Consider the following 17,469-nt stretch of genomic DNA (forward strand, 5'->3'; position numbering starts at 1 on the left):
GAGCGATACGACTGAGGGAACGATACCTGTGACCATTCCTGTTCTGATGCCCGCCCTGTCCCCGACGATGGAGGAGGGCACGCTGGCCAAGTGGCTGAAGAAGGAGGGGGATCAGGTCTCCTCCGGCGATGTCATCGCGGAGATCGAGACGGACAAGGCCACGATGGAGGTCGAGGCCGTGGATGAGGGCAAGGTCGGCAAGCTTCTGGTCGAAGAGGGCACCGAAGGCGTGAAGGTCAACGCGCCCATCGCGATCCTTCTGGAGGACGGCGAGGATGCGGGCGACATCACCGAGGATGCGCTCAGGACCCCGGCCCAGCACGCCTCCGACGGCGGTACGGCGGCCGAGCAGGAGAAGGCCGAGCAGGACACGCCCCCCGCAGCCCTTCAGGTGGAGGTCGGCAACGACCCCGACATCCCCGAGGGCACCCAGATGGTCGAGACCACGGTGCGCGACGCCTTGCGCGACGCCATGGCCGAGGAGATGCGCCGCGACGAGGACGTCTTCGTCATGGGCGAGGAGGTCGCCGAGTATCAGGGCGCCTACAAGGTCACCCGCGAGCTGCTTCAGGAATTCGGCGAACGCCGCGTGGTGGACACGCCGATCACCGAATACGGCTTTGCTGGCCTAGGCGTCGGGGCGGCCTTTGCCGGTCTCAAGCCGATCGTCGAGTTCATGACCTTCAACTTCGCCATGCAGGCGATCGACCACATCATCAACTCGGCGGCCAAGACCCGCTACATGTCCGGCGGTCAGATGGGTTGCCCCATCGTCTTCCGCGGACCCAACGCCGCCGCCTCCCGCGTGGCGGCGCAGCACAGCCAGGACTACGCACCCTGGTACGGCCATGTGCCGGGCCTTCTGGTCATCGCGCCCTACTCAGCAGCCGACGCCAAGGGCCTCCTCAAGGCAGCGATCCGCAACCCCAACCCCGTGGTCTTCCTGGAGCACGAGATGCTCTACGGCGAGAAGGGCGAGGTGCCGGACATGGACGACTTCGTCCTGCCCATCGGCAAGGCCAAGGTGGCTCGCCAGGGCAAGGACGTGACCATCGTCTCCTACGCCCGCGGCATGATGATGGCCCTCGCCGCCGCCAAGCAGCTCGAAGAGGAGGGCATCGACGCGGAGGTCGTGGACCTGCGCACCATCCGCCCCCTCGACCGCGCGACGGTGGTGGAGAGCGTGAAGAAGACCGGCCGCCTGGTGACCGTCGAAGAGAGCTGGGCACCCATGGGCGTCGGCGCCGAGATCGGCTGGTCGGTGACCGAAGCCGCCTTCGACTATCTCGACGCCCCGCCGGCCCGTGTCACCCAGGAAGACGTGCCGCTTCCTTACGCTGCGAACCTCGAAGCCCTCAGCCTCCCCGATGCCGACCGCGTGGTGAAGGCTGCGAAGAGAGTGCTCTACATTTAGAAGCTCCTCGGCCCGCGCCAGATTTGCAGGGAGGCGCGAGTAGTCGTCTCTCAAACGCGGGCCTGGGGGTTCGGCCGCCGCAGCTGCTGTGTCGGTCTTGCTCTTTCCGCGTATTGGCCGACACTGTGCTGAGGCGCCGAACGGGGGGAGCCAGTGAAGTACGCAATCATCACGCTACTAGCCAGTGCTGGAATACTGGCCGCTTGTGACGGCGGTGTTGGTGGAGAAACACCTCCTCCCGCTCCTGGCATCGAATACGCTGAGAGCGACGCCATCGTCGTCAGTGGTTCGCGCATTCGCAGCGTGCCCTCGGCGCCGCCAGAGGAGGGCGCGGCGCAGTTTCTCGCCTACTCCTACAATGCCGAGCTGGAGCTGCCTTGGCAGCGCGTGGCTGAGATGGTGCGCACCCATGAGGAAGCCTGCTTCGAGGCGGGGCCTGCGGTGTGCCGCGTGTTCACCAGCCGCCTAGAAGGCGCCGATACCGAAGACGCCGAGGCCTATTTCAGCTTCGCCGCCAGCCGCTCCTATATGAACGCCTTCAAGGACGGCCTTGCAGCACAGACCGAAGAGGCTGGGGGCAGCGTTCAGAGCTTCCAGTCAGAGGTCGAGGACCTCACCCGTGAGATCACCGACACGGCGGCGAGGTTGGAGGCCAAGCGGACGCTGCGGGAGCGGCTCCTCCTCCTTCTGGAGCGCGACACCGACGACATCGACGATTTGCTCGAGGTCGAGCGTGAGATCGCGGATGTCCAGTCCGAGATCGAGAGCACGGAGAGCTACCTGCGAGCCCTGCGCGGCCGGGTCAGCATGGACCGGATGACCATCTCCTACGAGGCCGAGTGGCAGCCCGTCACGCCGCGCAAGGCGCAGCCTCTGGCGGAAGCGCTTCAGGGTTTTGTCGGTGTGGTGGCGGCGAGCCTGGCCACCGTGATCACGGCGGTTGCCTCGTTCCTTCCCTGGCTGCTGATCATCGTGCCCGGCCTCTTCGTTCTCCGGCTTTTGCTGCGCTCTATCCTTCAGCGGCGCTGACGCTGCCCATCACGATCACTGGAACTTGGCGCTTTCCGGCTGCGCAGCTGTTTCGCCGTCGTGCAGAACGGAGTTTTGGTCGAGGACCGAGCCGCTGACGCATGGGAGTGGTCATGGCGCGCACTCTGTTGGTGTTGATAGCAGCGATGCTCGCAGGCTGCGGCTCGTCCTCGGACATTCGCACCGATGCCGAGTGGTCCGATGCCAGGCTGCGCGGCCAGATCGACCCGTCCTCCTTCCCCCCTGACGAGGTCCGGGTCCTCCTCGACCCAGCCTACCGGCGCGCCAATTGCGGCGACGACAACGTCATCGAGGGCTATGCCGAGCCCGGCAACCGCTTCGCCCCCGCCAGTGTGGACGAGAGCGGCGCCTTCGCCTCCAAACCCTTTGTGGTGAGCTGCAAGCGCCGCTTCTTCGGCAGGCTGGCCGAGCCCACCTTCTTCGTCAGCTTCGCTAACGAGCAGGACACGTTCTACGCCATCGGCAACCAGGCAGGCGCGCTGCAGTGGCGGACCTACGACATGGAGACGAAGGAGTTAGTCACCCGCGAGGAGGCTTGCTGGCGGGTGGTCGCAGGCAGCTACTACCGCCCGACTCGCAACAGCATCGAGCTCAACATCACCCTGCGCGAGAACCCCTCGAGCCCCAAGGAGTGCCGCGAGCCCACCTTTTAAGAGTTGGTCGTTCTCAAGTTTACCACCGCAGGGCCTGTTGCGCTCCCCCTCAGCCTGCCGGCAGCTCCCCCTCTACGAGGGAGAGCGAAGAGAAGACCAAACGTTGGTACTGCTTCCCTCCCCCACTGGTGGGGGAGGTGCCCGGAGGGCGGAGGGGGCTGGTTTGGTGTGTATAGTGCACTGACGCTTGAACCTCGCCTCCTTTGCCTGAATAAGACCAGGGTGCGGGGGAGAGGGCACCATGAGGGGTATCGTCATCGATCCGAGGGGAAGGCTGCGGCGCAGCCGTTTCCTGTGGGATCTGATCATGCCGAACATCCTGGCCGGTGTGGCGGTGGTCGCGCTGCGGATGGTCGATGGCCCCGTTGCGGAGCTCGGCATCGGCGCTATCGCGCTCCTGCTCCTCTGGTCGGCCAACTTCGCAGCTCCGATCACCCGGCTGCATGATCTAGGTGTGAGCGGCTGGGTCCACGCAGTCGCGGTGCTGGCCATCTTCCTCTTCGGCACGATCGGTCCTGTTGCCGGTCCCGGCGAGGCGGTGGACCGCCTCGCAGCCTGGGTAGATGTCCTGCGTAGCGGTGACGACCTGCCCACGGTCGAGGGCGACAGCGCCCGGATCGCGGGCCTCATCGCGCTCATTCAGATCGCCGTCCTCGCCTTCGTTCCCGGCCAGAGCAACGCCAACCGTTTCGGGCCAAACCCGAAAGCCGAGGCCTGAGGCATGGAGCGGCTGAGGCGCCTCTACCTCTCGCCGGAGGGCCGTATCGACCGCCGAGGGCTGGCCCTCTACTTCCTCGCGCCCTTCTTCGCGGTGATGCTGATCACGGACATCTCGAACAGCCCCGCCCTCACCGTTCTCTTGATGGTCCTCGTCGCGTGGCCGCTCTTCGTGGCCGGACCCTGGAAGCGGCTTCACGATATGGGCCGGTCAGGCAGGTGGAACCTCGTCTTCTACGCCTTCTACGTCTTAGGTTTTGCCTTCTTCTTCGGCGAGTACGCGGCGGCGGAGGGAGGCTGGTCGGCGCTGTTCGACGGCAAGGACCCGGTCACCACCGACGATCAGCTTTCCGCGAGCGGGCTCGGCGGTTTCTCGACAATCCTGATCTTCCTGCCCATCCACCTGTTCTGGCTGTACCTGATCCCTTCTCAGCGTGGCGACAATCGTTATGGTCCGGCGCCAAACACCTCGGAGTAGCTGAATGCCCATTCCCGTCCTGATGCCTGCCCTCTCGCCCACCATGGAGGAGGGAACGCTTGCCAAATGGCTCAAGAAGGAGGGCGACCAGGTGAGCTCCGGCGACGTGATCGCCGAGATTGAGACCGACAAGGCCACCATGGAGGTCGAGTCGATCGACGAGGGAACCTTGGGCAAGATCATCGTCCAGGAGGGCACGGAGGGCGTGAAGGTCAATGCGCCCATCGCCGTCATCCTCGAGGACGGCGAGAGCGCCGGTGATATCGACGAGGCCTCGCTCTCCGGCGGCGGCCAGGCGCAGCCCGAGCCGAAGGCATCGACCGAGGACAAGGCAGGTAAGGGTGCCGATCAAGCCATGGCCGCCGCCTCTGCCGGAACGCCCGCCTCATCCGGCTCCGGCCCCGTCACCAGCGAGGGGCGCAGCGAAGAGGCGGTGCGCAGCTCCTACGGCTCGGGCGGCGGCCATGCCGAGAGCTCCGTCGGCGGCGGCGCTGCCTCCGGCGGCGGCGGCAGGATCAAGGCCTCGCCCCTGGCTCGCCGGATCGCCAAGCAGGAGAACATCCCCCTCGAAGCCCTCAAGGGCACCGGCCCCCACGGCCGCATTGTCAAACGCGACATCGAGAAGGCGATGAAGGAGGGTGTGCCGCAGCAGGGTGCCTCTCCTGCCCAGGAAGCCGCGGCGCCGCAGGCCGCTCCGGTCGCTGGCGTCGACGAGCGCCTCTATCCGGCGGACAGCTACGAGGCCGTCAAGAACGACGGCATGCGCAAGACCATCGCCAAGCGCCTGCATCAGAGCTTCAACCAGGAGGTCCCGCACTTCCCGCTCAATGTCGATATCGAGCTGACCGAGCTGATGAAGCTCCGGGCCAAGATCAACGCTGCATCTCCCGCCAAAGGCGAAGAGGGGGCTTACAAGCTCTCCGTCAACGACTTCGTCATCAAGGCCTCGGCAGCGGCGCTGAAGGCCGTGCCGCAGGCCAATGCGACCTACACGGACGAGGCCATCCTGCTGCACAAGCACGTCGATATCGGCGTGGCGGTGGCCATTGACGGGGGGCTGATTACCCCCATCGTTTGGAAGGCGGAGCAGAAAGGCCTCAAGCAGATCTCCGCCGAGATCAAGGACATGGCGGCGCGGGCGAAGTCCAAGAAGCTCAAGCCCGAGGAGTATCAGGGCGGCACCTTCTCCGTGTCGAACCTCGGCATGTTCGGCATCACCAGCTTCTCGTCCATCGTCAACCAGCCCCAGGGCGCGATCATGTCCGTCGGCGCGGGCGAGGAGCGGGTCGTGGTCAGGGACGGCGAGATGGTGGTCCGTACCATGATGACCGTCACCCTCACCTGCGACCACCGCGTGGTGGACGGCGCCACCGGCGCCCAGTTCCTGCAGAAGTTCAAGCTCTTCTGCGAGGACCCGGCGAGCATGCTGCTTTAAGGGGAAAAATTAAGTTCAGGCGTCATCCCGGAAAGCCGCAAGGCTTATCCGGGACCCATGGACCAAACGGTTGCGAATGCTTGATCCATTTGATCCATGGATCCCGGCTCTCCACTTCGTTACGGCCGGGATGACGGCTTCGAAGGCAGCGTAGCTACACCTCCAGCAGCTTCCCAGGGTTCATCAGCCCCTTAGGGTCCAGGCTCCGCTTGATCGTCCGCATCAGCTCCATCTCCACGGGGTCCTTGCGTGTGACGAGCTCGTCGCGCTTGAGCTGACCGATGCCGTGCTCGGCTGAGATCGAGCCGTCCAAGCTCACCACCACATCGTGCACCCGGTGCTCGAACTCCGCCATCCGGCTTCGCCAGACACCGTGGTCGCCATCCTTCGGCCCAAGAATGTCGTAGTGAATGTTACCGTCGCCCATATGACCGAAGGCGATGATCCGTGCGCCGGGCTCCATCTGCAGCACGGCTTCGTCAGCCTGCTGCAGGAACCCAGGAATAGCGGCGATCGGTACGCTGACATCCGCCTTCACACAAGGGGAGGGGTCGAGCTTCATCGCTTCGGAGGCATTGTGGCGGATGGTCCAGAGCTGCTCGCGCTGGCTGTCCGAACTCGCAATCGTGCCGTCCAGAACCAGCTCCCGCTCGAAGGCGTTCTCCAAAACGCCCTCGACCACCTCGCGCAGGCTGCCCTTCTGCCCAGAGGCGAACTCGGCCAGCACGTAGTAGGGGGCCTTGGTCTCGAGGGGGTAAGAAAGGTCGGGGAACTGATCGAGCACCAGTTCGACCATGCAGTCTCCCATGATCTCGAAGCTACCGAGCTGTCCGCCGGAGCGCTCTTGCGCCGAAGATAGAAGCGCGACGGCCGCCTCCGCGCTCGGCACCGCAAGCATGGCGGTGACGTGCTCCTTGGGCTGAGGGTATAGCTTCAGGACAGCCGCCGTGATGATGCCGAGTGTCCCCTCGCCGCCGATGAAAAGGTGCTTGAGGTCGTAGCCCGTATTGTTCTTTCGCAAAGCGTTCAGCCCATGCCAGATGCGCCCGTCAGGCAGTACGGCCTCAAGCCCCAGCACCAGATCGCGGGCATTGCCGTAGCGCAGAACATGCACGCCCCCCGCATTGGTGCTCAGCACGCCGCCGATATTGGCCGTGCCCTCCGCGCCGATGGAGAGGGGGAAGAGGCGGTCCTGTTCGGCTGCGATCCCCTGCGCCTCCTGAAGCGTGATCCCGGTCTCGAGGGTCATGGTGAAACCCTCCGGCGAGACGTCACGCACGGCGCGCATCCTCTTGGTTGTGACGATCACCTCGCCCTTCGCGGCGCCCCCGCCGACGAGGCCCGTATTGCCCCCTTGCGGCACGATGGCGACGCCGTGCTCGTAGGCCGCTGCCATGATCCGCGACAGCTCCTCGGTGGAGGAGGGTGCGAGGATCAGCGGCGTCTCACCGGGCCAGCGGCCGCGCCACTCCTCGAGATGGGGTGCATGGGCATCCTCGGGCAGGACAGATTTCGGCTCGGCGGCGGCGCGGACGGCGGCAATGGCTTCGGCGGAGAACATGACGCAGAGATGCGCCTTCAGGCCTGCAACGGCAAGCCGCTAGCCGAACACCCGCCGTAGGATCTCGCTCGTCCGCTTGGCTGGGTTGCTGCGAATCGCCTGCTCCTCCCTCGCCACGTAGTAGAACAGGCCGTCGAGGCCGCGGCCGACGCCGTGGCCGATGAGATCGCGCTTCGCGTCCTCGCCAAGCTGCGGTGCTAGGGGCACATTCGACAGGCGCGCGGCCATCTGATCGAAGGTGCGGATGGCGCCGGTGCGCTGCAGCGCCTGCTCCATGATCGGCGAGAACAGGCGGGTCAGGGGCTCGGTGGTCTCGCGCTGGAAGTACTCGGTGGCGGCCGTGTCGCTGCCACGGACGATGTTGAGGGCATCGGCGATTGTCAGGCGGCGGATGGCATCGCTGAAGATCGAGCGGGCCTGGGGCGCTGCCTCCTCCGCGCCGCGGTTGAGCTGCCGTTCGAGCTCGTCGAGGCTGCCCGAAAGGCCGAAGCGCGACAGGTCGCTCTGCAGCGAGGCGAGGCGCGGGGGCAGGGGAATGCGGACTTCGCGGTCGGCGAAATAGCCGTTGACCTTGCCGACCTGGGCGATGGCTTGGCCGACACCCTGGCTCAGGGCTGCGCGTATGCCCTCGGCGGCCTCCGCCTGGGACAGCCCGCCGGGGGCCGTGCCGCCTTGCGAGCCGAGCACGCCCTCGACCACCGAGCCGAGGTCGCCCGGCGTACAGGCAGCCACGCCTCCGCCTGCGAGGAGGAAGAGAACGGAACGGCGGCTGGACGGCATGAAGAGAACTCCCCGGATGAACACCGAACATGCCCTGCGTCGTAACGGCTGTCGAGCTTCGGGCCTGGGGTCGATGCATCTTCCATATGGCGAGGCACCTGAAAGACCGCACCATAGGGCGGTCAGCGAAGCTGGCCGCGTTCGTAGCGCCATCGCCAGCATCATGCGGCCAGCTTTTGGCTGTCCGCCCTACGGGGTGGTCCTGGTTTCGACCGCTTTGGCGTAGGGTGGACGCTGGCAGGCGGCCACCTTTTCTCGATGGCGAGCTCTCAAGGTAGCCGCCTTCCGGCGTCTACCCTACGGACTATAGCTAGTCAGCCGTCCTAGAGGTTCTACTCGTCCTTCGAGGTGCCGAAGTTCGCGAACACCTTGTCGAGGTCGGGGGCGCGGTTGTCCTCCTCTTCCTCCTGGGGTGCGGCGGTGGTCTCCTCGGCGGGCTGGAGGGTGGCGCCTTCGGGGAGGGCACCTTCGGCCTCCAGGCGAGCGCGCTCCTCGGCGGCCTTCTGCACGGCCATGTCGAGGTCGAACTGGGTGCAGAAGCCAAGGGTGACGGGGTCCATCGGCTCGAGCTGGGTCTGGTTCCAGTGCTTTTTGTCGCGGATGTTCTGGATCGTCTGCTTGGTGGTGCCGAGCAGCTTGGAGATCACCCGGTCGGGCACTTCGGGGTGGTTCTTGACGATCCAGGCGATGGCGTTGGGACGCTCCTGACGCCGCGAGGTCGGCACGTAGCGCGACTGCTTCTTGGCGGGGGGAACGACGGTCTTCTTCTTCTTCAGCTTCATGAAGTAGCCGTCGTCGGCCTCGGCCTTCTCCAGCTCGTCACGGGTAAGCTGGTCGTTGGTGATCGGGTTGATGCCGCGCACCCCCTGGGCCACGTCGCCATCGGCGATGCCCTTCACCTCAAGGGCATGAAGGCCGCAGAAATCGGCGATCTGATCGAAGGTCAGGCCGGTATTGTCGATCAGCCAGACGGCGGTGGCCTTGGGCATCAAAGGGGTGTCGGACATGAGAAGCCTCCAGAAGCGTTCGGGGCGCGAGGCTAAAACCTCGGGCAAACGAATAGACCCCTCCCGGCGCGTCGTCCGGCGGGTGTTTCGCTGAATGACTGGGGAGGTTCAGTGACAGCTAGAATGACTTGGAGGCTGTTTCAAGTACGCCGTCAGATACCGGCGAGCCCACCCTCTGCGGCTCGCCGGTCGGGGAGATCGTCTAGCGGGAGAAACCACCGAACTGGAAGCGGTAGTTGAGCGTGACCTCGAAGCTGTTGAGCTCGAAGCTGCTGGTGAGATCGAGCTCGGCGCCGCCGCCGCCCACAACCGGGTCGGTGTAGGCTTCGAAACTGTCCTGGATGTAGTAGGCGGCTTCCAGGCCGAGCGCATGGCTCCGTCCGAGGGGAAGCAGCGCACCGCTCTTGAGCTGGAACGTCAAGACGCCATCGTAGTCGCTTTCTTCGCCGGGGAACGAGTTGGACGAGGACTCGTCTTCAAGAGCCAGCGCCCCGTAACCGGCGCCCACGCCGATATAGGGGCGGAGGCGGCCTCTGACCTGCGGGTAGAAGACGGCGTTCACGCCCGTATAGACCGTTCCGATGAAGAGGTTCTCGTCGGCATCGAAGACGGCGCCGCGGGCGCTCCGCTCCACTTCGAGGGCGAGGCTATCCGTCATCCTGTAGCCGGCGAGGAGCTTGAGAGCGAAGGCCGGGGAGAGTTCGAGGTCCTCCTCGCTGTTGCTGTCGGCGAAGAGATCGGCGAGCGACGGGTCGCTGAGGGAGACGACCTCCACTTCGAAGGTTTCCGAAGCGCCTGGGAAGCCGCCGGCCCCCGCGCCGATGCCGAGATACACCTTCCCCTGATCCTGAGCGAAGGCCGACGACAGGAGGAGGAGGGGCGCAGCGCCGAGCGCCGCTAGATACGGAGATGTCATGGTTCTGCCCTTTTGCGCCTAGCCGCAAGGAAGCGCGCGGAGGTTGCTAGGCAGTGAAGCGGCCTCGTTCAATGCGGTGCTTTTTGGTCGAGAGGTTCGAGGCGGAGAGGGGGTAGGGGTCGGCTCCAAACAGAAGTTGTCGTGACCCTCTGTGAGAATGCACTCTTACTCATATCTCCCTGTGGGAGGGATCGACATCTTCGATGTCGAGTGAGGGCTGAGCTTGGTATCAAGAACGCCCTCACCCAAACCCGCCTTCGGCAAGGGTTTGACCTCTCCTGGAGGGAGAGGTGGTTGCGGCGCCGGTTCTGCTCTGAAACGTTCAAACTGCCCGCTACCACAGCGCCGCACTCGTTGACTGTCTCCTGCCGAGCAACCAAAGCGCGAGCGATGAAGACCGCTGATTTCGACTTCGACCTCCCCGAAGACCTCATCGCCCTGGAGCCGGCCAAGGAGCGGTCCGGTGCGAGGCTGCTCCACGTGGGGGAGGGGATGGCCGACCGGCGGATCACCGATCTGCCGGACCTACTGTGCGAGGGCGACCTCCTCGTTCTCAACGATACGAGGGTCATCCCGGCGGCGCTCGAAGGGCGGCGGCTTCCCCGCGAAGGGCAGGAGGGCGAGGGGGTGGCGGTCGAGGCCAATCTGATCGAGCACCTGCCGCCCGTAAACGGCTTCGCCCACTGGAAGGCCTTCGCAAGGCCCGGCAAGCGTCTGAAGGTGGGAGACAGCCTGACCTTCGGCCCGCTGAGGGCCACGGTCACCGAGCGCGACCAGATGGCCACCAGCCTTCTCTTCAAGACCAGGGCGGAGGCGTTCGGCGAGGCCCTCGAACAGGCGGGCATGCCGCCGCTCCCCCCCTATATCGCGAGAAAGAGAGCCGTTCGGGAGGACGACAGGGAGCGCTACCAGACCGTCTTCGCCGACAGGCCCGGCAGCGTCGCCGCCCCGACGGCTGGGCTCCACTTCACCGAAGAGCTTCTGGCAGAGCTGCGTAAGAGAGGCGTCGAGCAGACCAAGGTGACCCTCCATGTGGGCGCGGGGACCTTCCTTCCGGTAAGTACGGAGGACCTTGGCGACCACAAGATGCATAAAGAGTGGGGCGAGGTCGGCGAGGAGGCGGCGGAGGCGATCGCCCGTGCACGGGCCAAAGGTGGCCGCGTCGTCGCGGTGGGCACCACCTCGCTCAGGCTGCTCGAGAGCGCTTGGGACGGCACGAAGGTAGCGCCTTTCGCCGGGGACACCGACATCTTCCTCAAGCCCGGCGACCGGTTCCCAGCCTCGGACCTGCTGCTCACCAACTTCCACCTGCCGAAGTCGACGCTCTTCATGCTGGTCTGCGGCTACGCCGGAACGGAGCGGATGAAGGCAGCTTACGCCCATGCCGTGGAGGAGAAGTACCGCTTCTTTAGCTACGGAGACGCTTGTCTCTTGAAAAGACTGGCATTACAGTAGCCTAGACACCGTAGGGATATTGAGCACCCGAACTGCTCTGCTGCGGTTGATCAGGGGGCGTCGAGGACTTACTATAGGGCATAGTGTCGCAGGTGGACGCCGTCGGGAGAAGACAGAGAACAGGGTAGCGACGACGATGGACCGCGTTCAATCTTTCCTCGGCCGAACGCCAAGCTGGTTCGTTCTCACGGGCTTTGCCGTCCTTCTTCTCACCCTCGGCAGCCTTCTTGCCGCCACCGTTTCCGACATTCGCTTTCAGGGTACGGAGCTCGACCGGGCCAAGCGGCACAGCGCGGAGCTGATCGCCTTGCGCAGTGCTCTTCTGGATGCCGAAACCGGGCAGCGCGGCTACCTTCTCACTGGGAAGACCGAGTATCTCGAGCCGTTCACGGAGGGAACGAGCCGTCTTGAGCAGCGGCTCGACGCTGCGCTCAGCTCCTCCCACTACACCGCGATCTTCCCCGACATTCAGGGCGACCTCATCCGTTCGCTGAGCGAAGCCAAGATCGCCGAGCTTTGGGAGACCATCCGCCTCTACGACGAAGGTGACCGGGAGGGCGCGCTGGCGCTGGTTCGAACGGATCGAGGCCGGAGCGACATGGAGCGGCTGCGCCTGCTGATCGGCGGAGAACTAAACCGCGAGGTATCGCGGGAAGCTCTCGCCGCCGCTCGGATCGAGTCCAGCAATACGCGGCTGGTGGTGTTCTTCAGCGTGTTGGCGTTGGTCCTGGGCTTTCTGATCGCCTATCTCTTCCGGGCCACTTCCCAAGCGAAGCACGCCGTGGAGACCCTCAGCTCCGCGCAGGACGATGCGACCGAGGCGAGGGCGGGGCTCGAGCACTACGAGCTGCTGGCCAACGAGCTCGACCACCGCATCAAGAACATCTTCGCCGTCGGCTCCAGCATGATCCGCCAGACCGCGGCGGGCGGCAGCCCGGCGATCAAGGAGTTTTCTGCAGAGCTCGACAGCCGTTTCCTGTCCCTCGGCAAGGCCTACGGCATGACCACCGGGATCAACACCAACCGGTCCATGGGGGCCGACGAGCTGGTCGAGAAGATCGTCGGCTCTCAAATCCTGCCCGAGCACCAGTTCGAGCATCGCGGCGGGAACTTCGACCTGGACCGGAAGGCCGTCGTCCCCATGGCTCTCATCCTTCACGAGCTGACCACCAACGCCCTCAAATACGGCGCTTGGAAGCTGGCGCAGGACCGGGTCGGACAGGCTACCCTCGCGACCGGTAGCGACGCCGGTGAGCAGAACGTGGTGCGCTTTCCCGATACGGGCAGCGAGCGGAACGAGCTTCCGGCTTCAGACGAGCCGGCGGCTAGCGGCGAGGTGCTACTCCGCTGGGAAGTGGGGCCGGACGAGCGCTGTACAATCACCTGGAACGAGCGCGGCCTGCGAAGAGGCAAAGGCGAGCCGACGCGGGAGGGCTACGGCTCGCGCCTTATGAAAGCCTGCGCCATGCAGCTCGGCGGCAGGATGGAGCGGGACTGGCAGAGCGACGGCCTCAAGGTGGTGATCGAGGCCGACCCAGGTAAGCTTCTTGCTTCCTGACATCCTTGGTGTTCTGCGGGTCACCTGCTAGGCGCGCGCCAGAACTTTTGGGAGCGAGCGCGTGAGAGACCTAGGCATGACCGTCCATTTCAAGGCCCGGCGCTGCGAGGGCGTGCCCGGCGCTCCGGCCGGCGGCTACGCACGGGTCTTCGGCCGGTTCGACGATTTCGGCAGCTTCGAAGAGGCGGTGACGAAGCACTTCCGCAAGCACTTCCGCTACGACGTGGTCGAGTGCGAGGACCAGGCGGAGATCGGCCGCGGCAGCGAGCCGGGTGCGGACCATCTCATCGCCGCGCTGGAGACCTACCCGATCCGCTACCAGTCCCTGCACCTCTACGACAGCGAAGCGGGCGCCTAGGAACGGATCGCCCGCGCCTGATCTCGTCGGCCTTTCTACAATTTCCCGCGCTGCGGTCACGCTCGCGCGTAGGCGACAGGCAGCTGGCGCAGTGCTAGACGCCCCGGATGACCACACCTTTCTCCTTCTCCCTCGGCGCCACCGACGGTCAGGCGCGCACCGGCGCGATCACCACTTCTCGCGGAACCATCCGTACACCGGCATTTATGCCTGTAGGTACGGCGGGGACGGTGAAGGCCGTGCAGATGCGGGACGTGAAGGCGACGGGCGCCGACATCATTTTAGGCAACACCTACCACCTCATGCTGCGGCCAACGGCGGAGCGGGTGGCGAGGTTCGGTGGGCTGCACAAGTTCTCGACATGGGAGGGGCCGATCCTCACCGATTCGGGCGGCTTTCAGGTCATGTCCCTTTCGGCCATGCGCAAGCTGACGGAGGAGGGGGTCTCCTTCCAGAGCCATATCGACGGCTCCAAGCACATGCTCACACCGGAACGCTCGATCGAGATCCAGTGTCTTCTCGGTGCGGACATTCAGATGCAGCTCGACGAGTGCCCTCCTTTCCCGATCAGCGAAGAGGCGTCGCTGGAGAGCCTGGAGCTCTCGGTCCGCTGGGCGAAACGCTCGAAGGCCGCCTTCGAGGAGATAGCCGGACGTCATCAGGCGCTCTACGGGATCGTTCAGGGCTCGGTCTTTCCCGACCAACGCAAGCGCTCCGCCGAGGCGCTGCAGGAGATCGGCTTCCCCGGCTACTCCGTGGGCGGATTGGCCGTAGGCGAGGGCCGCGAGGCGATGTTCGGCGTCCTCGACGTCACCACTCCGCTGCTGCCGAAGGACAAGCCGCGCTACCTCATGGGGGTGGGCAAGCCTCTGGACCTCGTCGGCGCGGTGGAGCGGAGCATCGACATGTTCGATTGCGTGCTGCCCACAAGGTCCGGCCGCCACGGTCAGGCCTGGACATGGGACGGCCCGCTCAACCTCAAAAACGCGCAGTTCGTGGACGACGAGACGCCGCTGGACCCAGCTAGCGACTGCCCGGCCAGCCGCGACTACACCAAAGGCTACCTCAACCACCTCTTCCGCGCCGGTGAGTATCTCGGCCCGATGCTGCTGAGCTGGCACAATCTCGACTTCTATCAGAGGCTGATGGCGGCCATGCGGGAGGCGATCGCAGAGGGCCGGTTCGATCAGTTTGCTGAGGAATTCAGGGCGCGGCACCGGGAGAGGAAGGGGTAGGGGTTGCGGCCCCCTCCGCCCTTCGGGCACCTCCCCCATTCCATTGGGGAGGGAAGTAGAAAAACGGCCGAGGCGCTTCTTCGCTCCCCCACCATGTGGGGGAGCTGCCGACAGGCAGAGGGGGGAGAGAACCAACGCCGCCGCGGGAAGGCACCCGACCGGGTGTCCGGACCTACTGGTCCGCCCCGCCGGAGCGCCCTTGGCGCGTGAGGTAGAAAAATGGTGAGCCCTCTCGGATTCGAACCGAGGACCTACTGATTAAAAGTCAGTTGCTCTAACCAACTGAGCTAAGGGCCCATCCAGGAAGGTGAGCCAATAAGGGGTGCCTCAAGCAGCGTCAACCGGTTTTTGGGGCGGTGCAGCAATCCGCGCGGGGCGGGTGCTACTCTGCCGGATGCTTCGTCTTGAGGTCGCGGCGGCGGTTCTGGGTGAGCATGAGAAGGCCGATGGCGGCGAGCCCCACCCCGGTGGTCACGGGGGACTTTCTGAGCTGCTGGGATACCAGGGCCGAGGTGGCGACCCCCATGGGGCCGGAGCTGACCTGGCGGACGAGCCCGGCGATGCTGGAGGGGTCGGGGAGGGCGTCGGTGAAGTCGGCTTCCTCCCCGGCCTCCTCCTGCGCGGCGATGCGGCGCCCCTCCCACGCCTGCACGCCGATCCAGCCGCAGATGGCCACCAGGAAGAGGAGAAGGGCGACGAGGATCAGCGCCTGGTAGAGCGGTATCCGGTTCGAGAGATAGACGATCAGCGAGATCAGCAGGAGCGTCGCGCCGGTAAGGGCGATAAGACCCACGACGATCCCAACCTCGATCCTGACGGCGAGGCGTTTGAACTTCTGGCGCCGGGCGCGGAGCGACACGGGGGCAGCCTACTTCTTGGAGAAGGTGTTGCCGAGCAGCCAGCCCACGGCGAGCGCTCCGCCGAGCGCCATCATCGGGTTCTTACGCGTGGTCCGCTCGAGCTGGGTCTGAAGGTCGGAGAGCTCGCTCATCAGGATCTTGACCGCGCTCTGCAGCTCCTCGACCGCGGTCTCCCCCTCAAGCTCGTCGGCGGCGGTGCGGATGCGGTTGCGCACCTCTTCGACTGCGCCTTTCAGCTCCTCCACCCGGCTGTCCATGGTCCTGCCTCCTTTGCCGACACGCAACGTCTATCGAATAGGAGGGGCGGCAAAAAGTTCCCTCCTCCTGGCTCCTCAGGACATATGGACGAGGAAGAAGGCGATGCCTGCATAGGTGAGCGACAGCACCGCGCAGAAGCCTCCGAAGAGCAGCGCACGGGGCTTCACCTTGTCATAGGAGGCGTGGCGCGCGACCTCGGCCACCGCTTCGGCGATCTCCGAGGAGAGGTCATGGTGGTTGTAGCTCGACAGGGTGATCCAGTGCTGGCCCTTCTGACCGGACAGCCGCTCCTGGGCCTGCTCATAGGCCTTCTCGAAGGCGGCCGCGGCCACGGCGTCGGTGACCATGGAGCGGGTGCGGAAGCGGTGCTTCCTGGCGTACTGAACGGCAGGAAGGATCTGGGGCAGGGACTGTTTCAGGTCGAAGGCGATGTAGCTGACACCCAGGCCCACGACGGCCACGCGAAGCCCGGCAAGGCTGAGGAAGTCGACCGCGAAGAAGGCGACGACGATCCCGAGAAGCAGGAACTTGACCGCGGTGGTGCGGAGGAACTGGGTGATCCTCTCGCGCATGACGGACTGGACCGAACGGTCGAGCTCCTCCTCGGCGAGACGCACGGCCTCGACCGTGGCGTCGGACATCTTGCGCTTGATCTGGTTGTCGATGGCCTTGCGGCCCAGGACAGCCGCACCGACGAGGCCCGATGCGACAAGACCGGCTCTGATCAGCGCGAAGGCGTTCAAACTGCGAGGCTCCATGGGGCGGCAACACCGCCCCTTAAAGGGTGGAGGTTACCAATCCAACCGCGCTCAGGCCTGACTGGCCGTTCCGTGAATATAGAGGAAGGCGCCGTCCTTGATCTTGTCGATGACCTCCTCCGAGACCCCGCGCTCCAGCGCCGGGCAGCCCCAGCTTCGTCCCAGGTGACGGCCACGCGCCACGTAGTCGGCGCCGTGGATGACGATGGCGCGCTCGCGGGCGCGGCTGTTGCTGTCCGAGAGGCCGTCGAGGCGCAAGGAGTAGCCGTGCTTGCCGTGATAGGTCTCGGCGGTGACATAGGCGCCCAGCGAGGTCATGCGCGAGCCGGGCTCGTTGGAGAACGTGGTCGGCACGCCGGAATGGCTCGGGTCGGAGTTGCGGCCATGGGCCACGAGCAGCACGTCGGTCTCGCCGGTCTCCATGTCGTAGAGCCAGAAGCGCGGCTCGCTAGAGTGCCTAGAGTAGTCGATGACACCGATATAGCGCTGGTTGGCGATGCGGTCCGAGTTCTCGGCATAGGCGGCCAAGGCCTCGGCCAGAACCAGGCGAGAGAGCCCTGCGCCCTGCAGATGCAGCTCGGCGGCGGCGGTGGTCGAAACGCTGGCCGAGCCTGCCTCGGCTGTGGACAGCGAAATGGCGAGAAGTGCCGCGAGCGGAGCGGCGAAACGCTTGAACATGAATGATCCCCTGACTGATCCGCCGCGCTGCTTCTTGCCCCGAAGCGTCGCCGGGCGGTCCTGCTATCTTCTAGAGATGGGGATCATCACGCGTTTGGGAAGGGGATGGGGGTCTAAGTGGAGATCATGTCATCAAAACATGTTGATCGCTCTCGGTATCCGCTTGCGCCTCCCTCTCCCACTGGCGGGAGAGGGACCGAGGGTGAGGGGTTCTGAGCGCAGGTCTTGATGGCAGATGCAGCAGAACGGCTTTGCCGAGGCCCTCACCCGAAATCAGTAGATTTCGACCTCTCCCGTG

General features: G+C 65.3%; 18 protein-coding genes and 1 tRNA gene. 10 read left to right on the top strand and 9 right to left on the bottom strand.

Annotated elements, in window-relative coordinates; translation table 11 throughout:
* Positions 1-28: 28 nt before the first annotated feature.
* From NOG11_RS03340 to NOG11_RS03365, 6 genes are all read left to right on the top strand, one after another.
* On the top strand, positions 29-1,414 hold the full coding sequence (locus tag NOG11_RS03340; RefSeq protein WP_256618213.1) for a pyruvate dehydrogenase complex E1 component subunit beta: 1,386 nt from the start codon (positions 29-31) through the stop codon (positions 1,412-1,414).
* Positions 1,415-1,567: 153 nt separating this feature from the next.
* Positions 1,568-2,443, top strand: a complete 876-nt coding sequence (locus tag NOG11_RS03345; RefSeq protein ID WP_256618214.1) for a DUF4349 domain-containing protein — start codon at positions 1,568-1,570, stop codon at positions 2,441-2,443.
* Positions 2,444-2,556: 113 nt separating this feature from the next.
* Positions 2,557-3,117 carry a hypothetical protein gene (locus NOG11_RS03350; RefSeq protein ID WP_256618215.1) on the top strand — a complete coding sequence of 187 codons (561 nt, stop codon included), beginning with the start codon at positions 2,557-2,559 and terminating at the stop codon, positions 3,115-3,117.
* A gap of 241 nt (positions 3,118-3,358) precedes the next feature.
* Complete coding sequence (locus tag NOG11_RS03355; protein WP_256618216.1) at positions 3,359-3,835, top strand: DUF805 domain-containing protein; 477 nt, start codon at positions 3,359-3,361, stop codon at positions 3,833-3,835.
* A 3-nt stretch (positions 3,836-3,838) separates the two neighbouring features.
* A complete protein-coding gene (locus NOG11_RS03360) occupies positions 3,839-4,312 on the top strand; it encodes a DUF805 domain-containing protein (RefSeq protein ID WP_256618217.1) in 474 nt (157 codons plus the stop codon).
* Between the two features lie 4 nt (positions 4,313-4,316).
* Entirely contained in the window at positions 4,317-5,747 is a 1,431-nt protein-coding gene (locus NOG11_RS03365) for a pyruvate dehydrogenase complex dihydrolipoamide acetyltransferase (RefSeq protein ID WP_256618218.1), read from the top strand.
* A gap of 154 nt (positions 5,748-5,901) precedes the next feature.
* Here NOG11_RS03365 and NOG11_RS03370 read toward each other — a convergent pair whose 3' ends face one another.
* The 4 genes from NOG11_RS03370 to NOG11_RS03385 form a co-directional block, all read right to left on the bottom strand.
* Complete coding sequence (locus NOG11_RS03370; protein WP_256618219.1) at positions 5,902-7,308, bottom strand: FAD-binding oxidoreductase; 1,407 nt, start codon at positions 7,306-7,308, stop codon at positions 5,902-5,904.
* A gap of 39 nt (positions 7,309-7,347) precedes the next feature.
* Entirely contained in the window at positions 7,348-8,088 is a 741-nt protein-coding gene (locus NOG11_RS03375) for a DUF4197 domain-containing protein (protein WP_256618220.1), read from the bottom strand.
* A gap of 332 nt (positions 8,089-8,420) precedes the next feature.
* On the bottom strand, positions 8,421-9,095 hold the full coding sequence (locus NOG11_RS03380) for a DUF1013 domain-containing protein (protein WP_256618221.1): 675 nt from the start codon (positions 9,093-9,095) through the stop codon (positions 8,421-8,423).
* A 202-nt stretch (positions 9,096-9,297) separates the two neighbouring features.
* Complete coding sequence (locus NOG11_RS03385) at positions 9,298-10,011, bottom strand: outer membrane beta-barrel protein (RefSeq protein WP_256618223.1); 714 nt, start codon at positions 10,009-10,011, stop codon at positions 9,298-9,300.
* A gap of 390 nt (positions 10,012-10,401) precedes the next feature.
* Here NOG11_RS03385 and queA point away from each other — a divergent pair, with 390 nt between their 5' ends.
* The 4 genes from queA to tgt all read left to right on the top strand — a co-directional run bounded on the left by queA (position 10,402) and on the right by tgt (position 14,617).
* Positions 10,402-11,466 (top strand): tRNA preQ1(34) S-adenosylmethionine ribosyltransferase-isomerase QueA, encoded by a 1,065-nt coding sequence (gene queA / locus NOG11_RS03390; protein ID WP_256618224.1) that lies wholly within the window; start codon positions 10,402-10,404, stop codon positions 11,464-11,466.
* A 136-nt stretch (positions 11,467-11,602) separates the two neighbouring features.
* On the top strand, positions 11,603-13,024 hold the full coding sequence (locus NOG11_RS03395; RefSeq protein ID WP_256618225.1) for a sensor histidine kinase: 1,422 nt from the start codon (positions 11,603-11,605) through the stop codon (positions 13,022-13,024).
* A 76-nt stretch (positions 13,025-13,100) separates the two neighbouring features.
* Entirely contained in the window at positions 13,101-13,382 is a 282-nt protein-coding gene (locus NOG11_RS03400) for a hypothetical protein (protein ID WP_256618226.1), read from the top strand.
* A 107-nt stretch (positions 13,383-13,489) separates the two neighbouring features.
* A complete protein-coding gene (tgt, locus tag NOG11_RS03405) occupies positions 13,490-14,617 on the top strand; it encodes a tRNA guanosine(34) transglycosylase Tgt (RefSeq protein WP_256618227.1) in 1,128 nt (375 codons plus the stop codon).
* 220 nt (positions 14,618-14,837) lie between these two features.
* Here tgt and NOG11_RS03410 read toward each other — a convergent pair.
* From NOG11_RS03410 to NOG11_RS03430, 5 genes are all read right to left on the bottom strand, one after another.
* Positions 14,838-14,914 (bottom strand) — tRNA-Lys (locus NOG11_RS03410).
* A gap of 85 nt (positions 14,915-14,999) precedes the next feature.
* Entirely contained in the window at positions 15,000-15,476 is a 477-nt protein-coding gene (locus tag NOG11_RS03415; protein WP_256618228.1) for a hypothetical protein, read from the bottom strand.
* Positions 15,477-15,485: 9 nt separating this feature from the next.
* On the bottom strand, positions 15,486-15,734 hold the full coding sequence (locus NOG11_RS03420) for a hypothetical protein (protein WP_256618229.1): 249 nt from the start codon (positions 15,732-15,734) through the stop codon (positions 15,486-15,488).
* A 75-nt stretch (positions 15,735-15,809) separates the two neighbouring features.
* Positions 15,810-16,478 (bottom strand): hypothetical protein, encoded by a 669-nt coding sequence (locus tag NOG11_RS03425; protein ID WP_256618230.1) that lies wholly within the window; start codon positions 16,476-16,478, stop codon positions 15,810-15,812.
* A 66-nt stretch (positions 16,479-16,544) separates the two neighbouring features.
* A complete protein-coding gene (locus NOG11_RS03430; RefSeq protein ID WP_256618231.1) occupies positions 16,545-17,171 on the bottom strand; it encodes a murein L,D-transpeptidase catalytic domain family protein in 627 nt (208 codons plus the stop codon).
* Positions 17,172-17,469: the final 298 nt, after the last annotated feature.

The organism is Parvularcula maris (genome assembly GCF_024505085.1).
In the GTDB taxonomy this organism is placed as follows: Bacteria; Pseudomonadota; Alphaproteobacteria; order Caulobacterales; family Parvularculaceae; genus Parvularcula; species Parvularcula maris.

Bases quoted from the DNA above. Each gene is read 5' to 3' on its own strand.
- NOG11_RS03370 (WP_256618219.1), bottom strand. From the start codon at position 7,308: ATGTTCTCCGCCGAAGCCATTGCCGCCGTCCGCGCCGCCGCCGAGCCG.
- NOG11_RS03420 (WP_256618229.1), bottom strand. From the start codon at position 15,734: ATGGACAGCCGGGTGGAGGAGCTGAAAGGCGCAGTCGAAGAGGTGCGC.
- NOG11_RS03395 (WP_256618225.1), top strand. From the start codon at position 11,603: ATGGACCGCGTTCAATCTTTCCTCGGCCGAACGCCAAGCTGGTTCGTT.
- NOG11_RS03380 (WP_256618221.1), bottom strand. From the start codon at position 9,095: ATGTCCGACACCCCTTTGATGCCCAAGGCCACCGCCGTCTGGCTGATC.
- NOG11_RS03430 (WP_256618231.1), bottom strand. From the start codon at position 17,171: ATGTTCAAGCGTTTCGCCGCTCCGCTCGCGGCACTTCTCGCCATTTCG.
- NOG11_RS03365 (WP_256618218.1), top strand. From the start codon at position 4,317: ATGCCCATTCCCGTCCTGATGCCTGCCCTCTCGCCCACCATGGAGGAG.
- queA (WP_256618224.1), top strand. From the start codon at position 10,402: ATGAAGACCGCTGATTTCGACTTCGACCTCCCCGAAGACCTCATCGCC.
- NOG11_RS03375 (WP_256618220.1), bottom strand. From the start codon at position 8,088: ATGCCGTCCAGCCGCCGTTCCGTTCTCTTCCTCCTCGCAGGCGGAGGC.
- NOG11_RS03385 (WP_256618223.1), bottom strand. From the start codon at position 10,011: ATGACATCTCCGTATCTAGCGGCGCTCGGCGCTGCGCCCCTCCTCCTC.
- tgt (WP_256618227.1), top strand. From the start codon at position 13,490: ATGACCACACCTTTCTCCTTCTCCCTCGGCGCCACCGACGGTCAGGCG.
- NOG11_RS03350 (WP_256618215.1), top strand. From the start codon at position 2,557: ATGGCGCGCACTCTGTTGGTGTTGATAGCAGCGATGCTCGCAGGCTGC.
- NOG11_RS03355 (WP_256618216.1), top strand. From the start codon at position 3,359: ATGAGGGGTATCGTCATCGATCCGAGGGGAAGGCTGCGGCGCAGCCGT.
- NOG11_RS03400 (WP_256618226.1), top strand. From the start codon at position 13,101: ATGACCGTCCATTTCAAGGCCCGGCGCTGCGAGGGCGTGCCCGGCGCT.
- NOG11_RS03360 (WP_256618217.1), top strand. From the start codon at position 3,839: ATGGAGCGGCTGAGGCGCCTCTACCTCTCGCCGGAGGGCCGTATCGAC.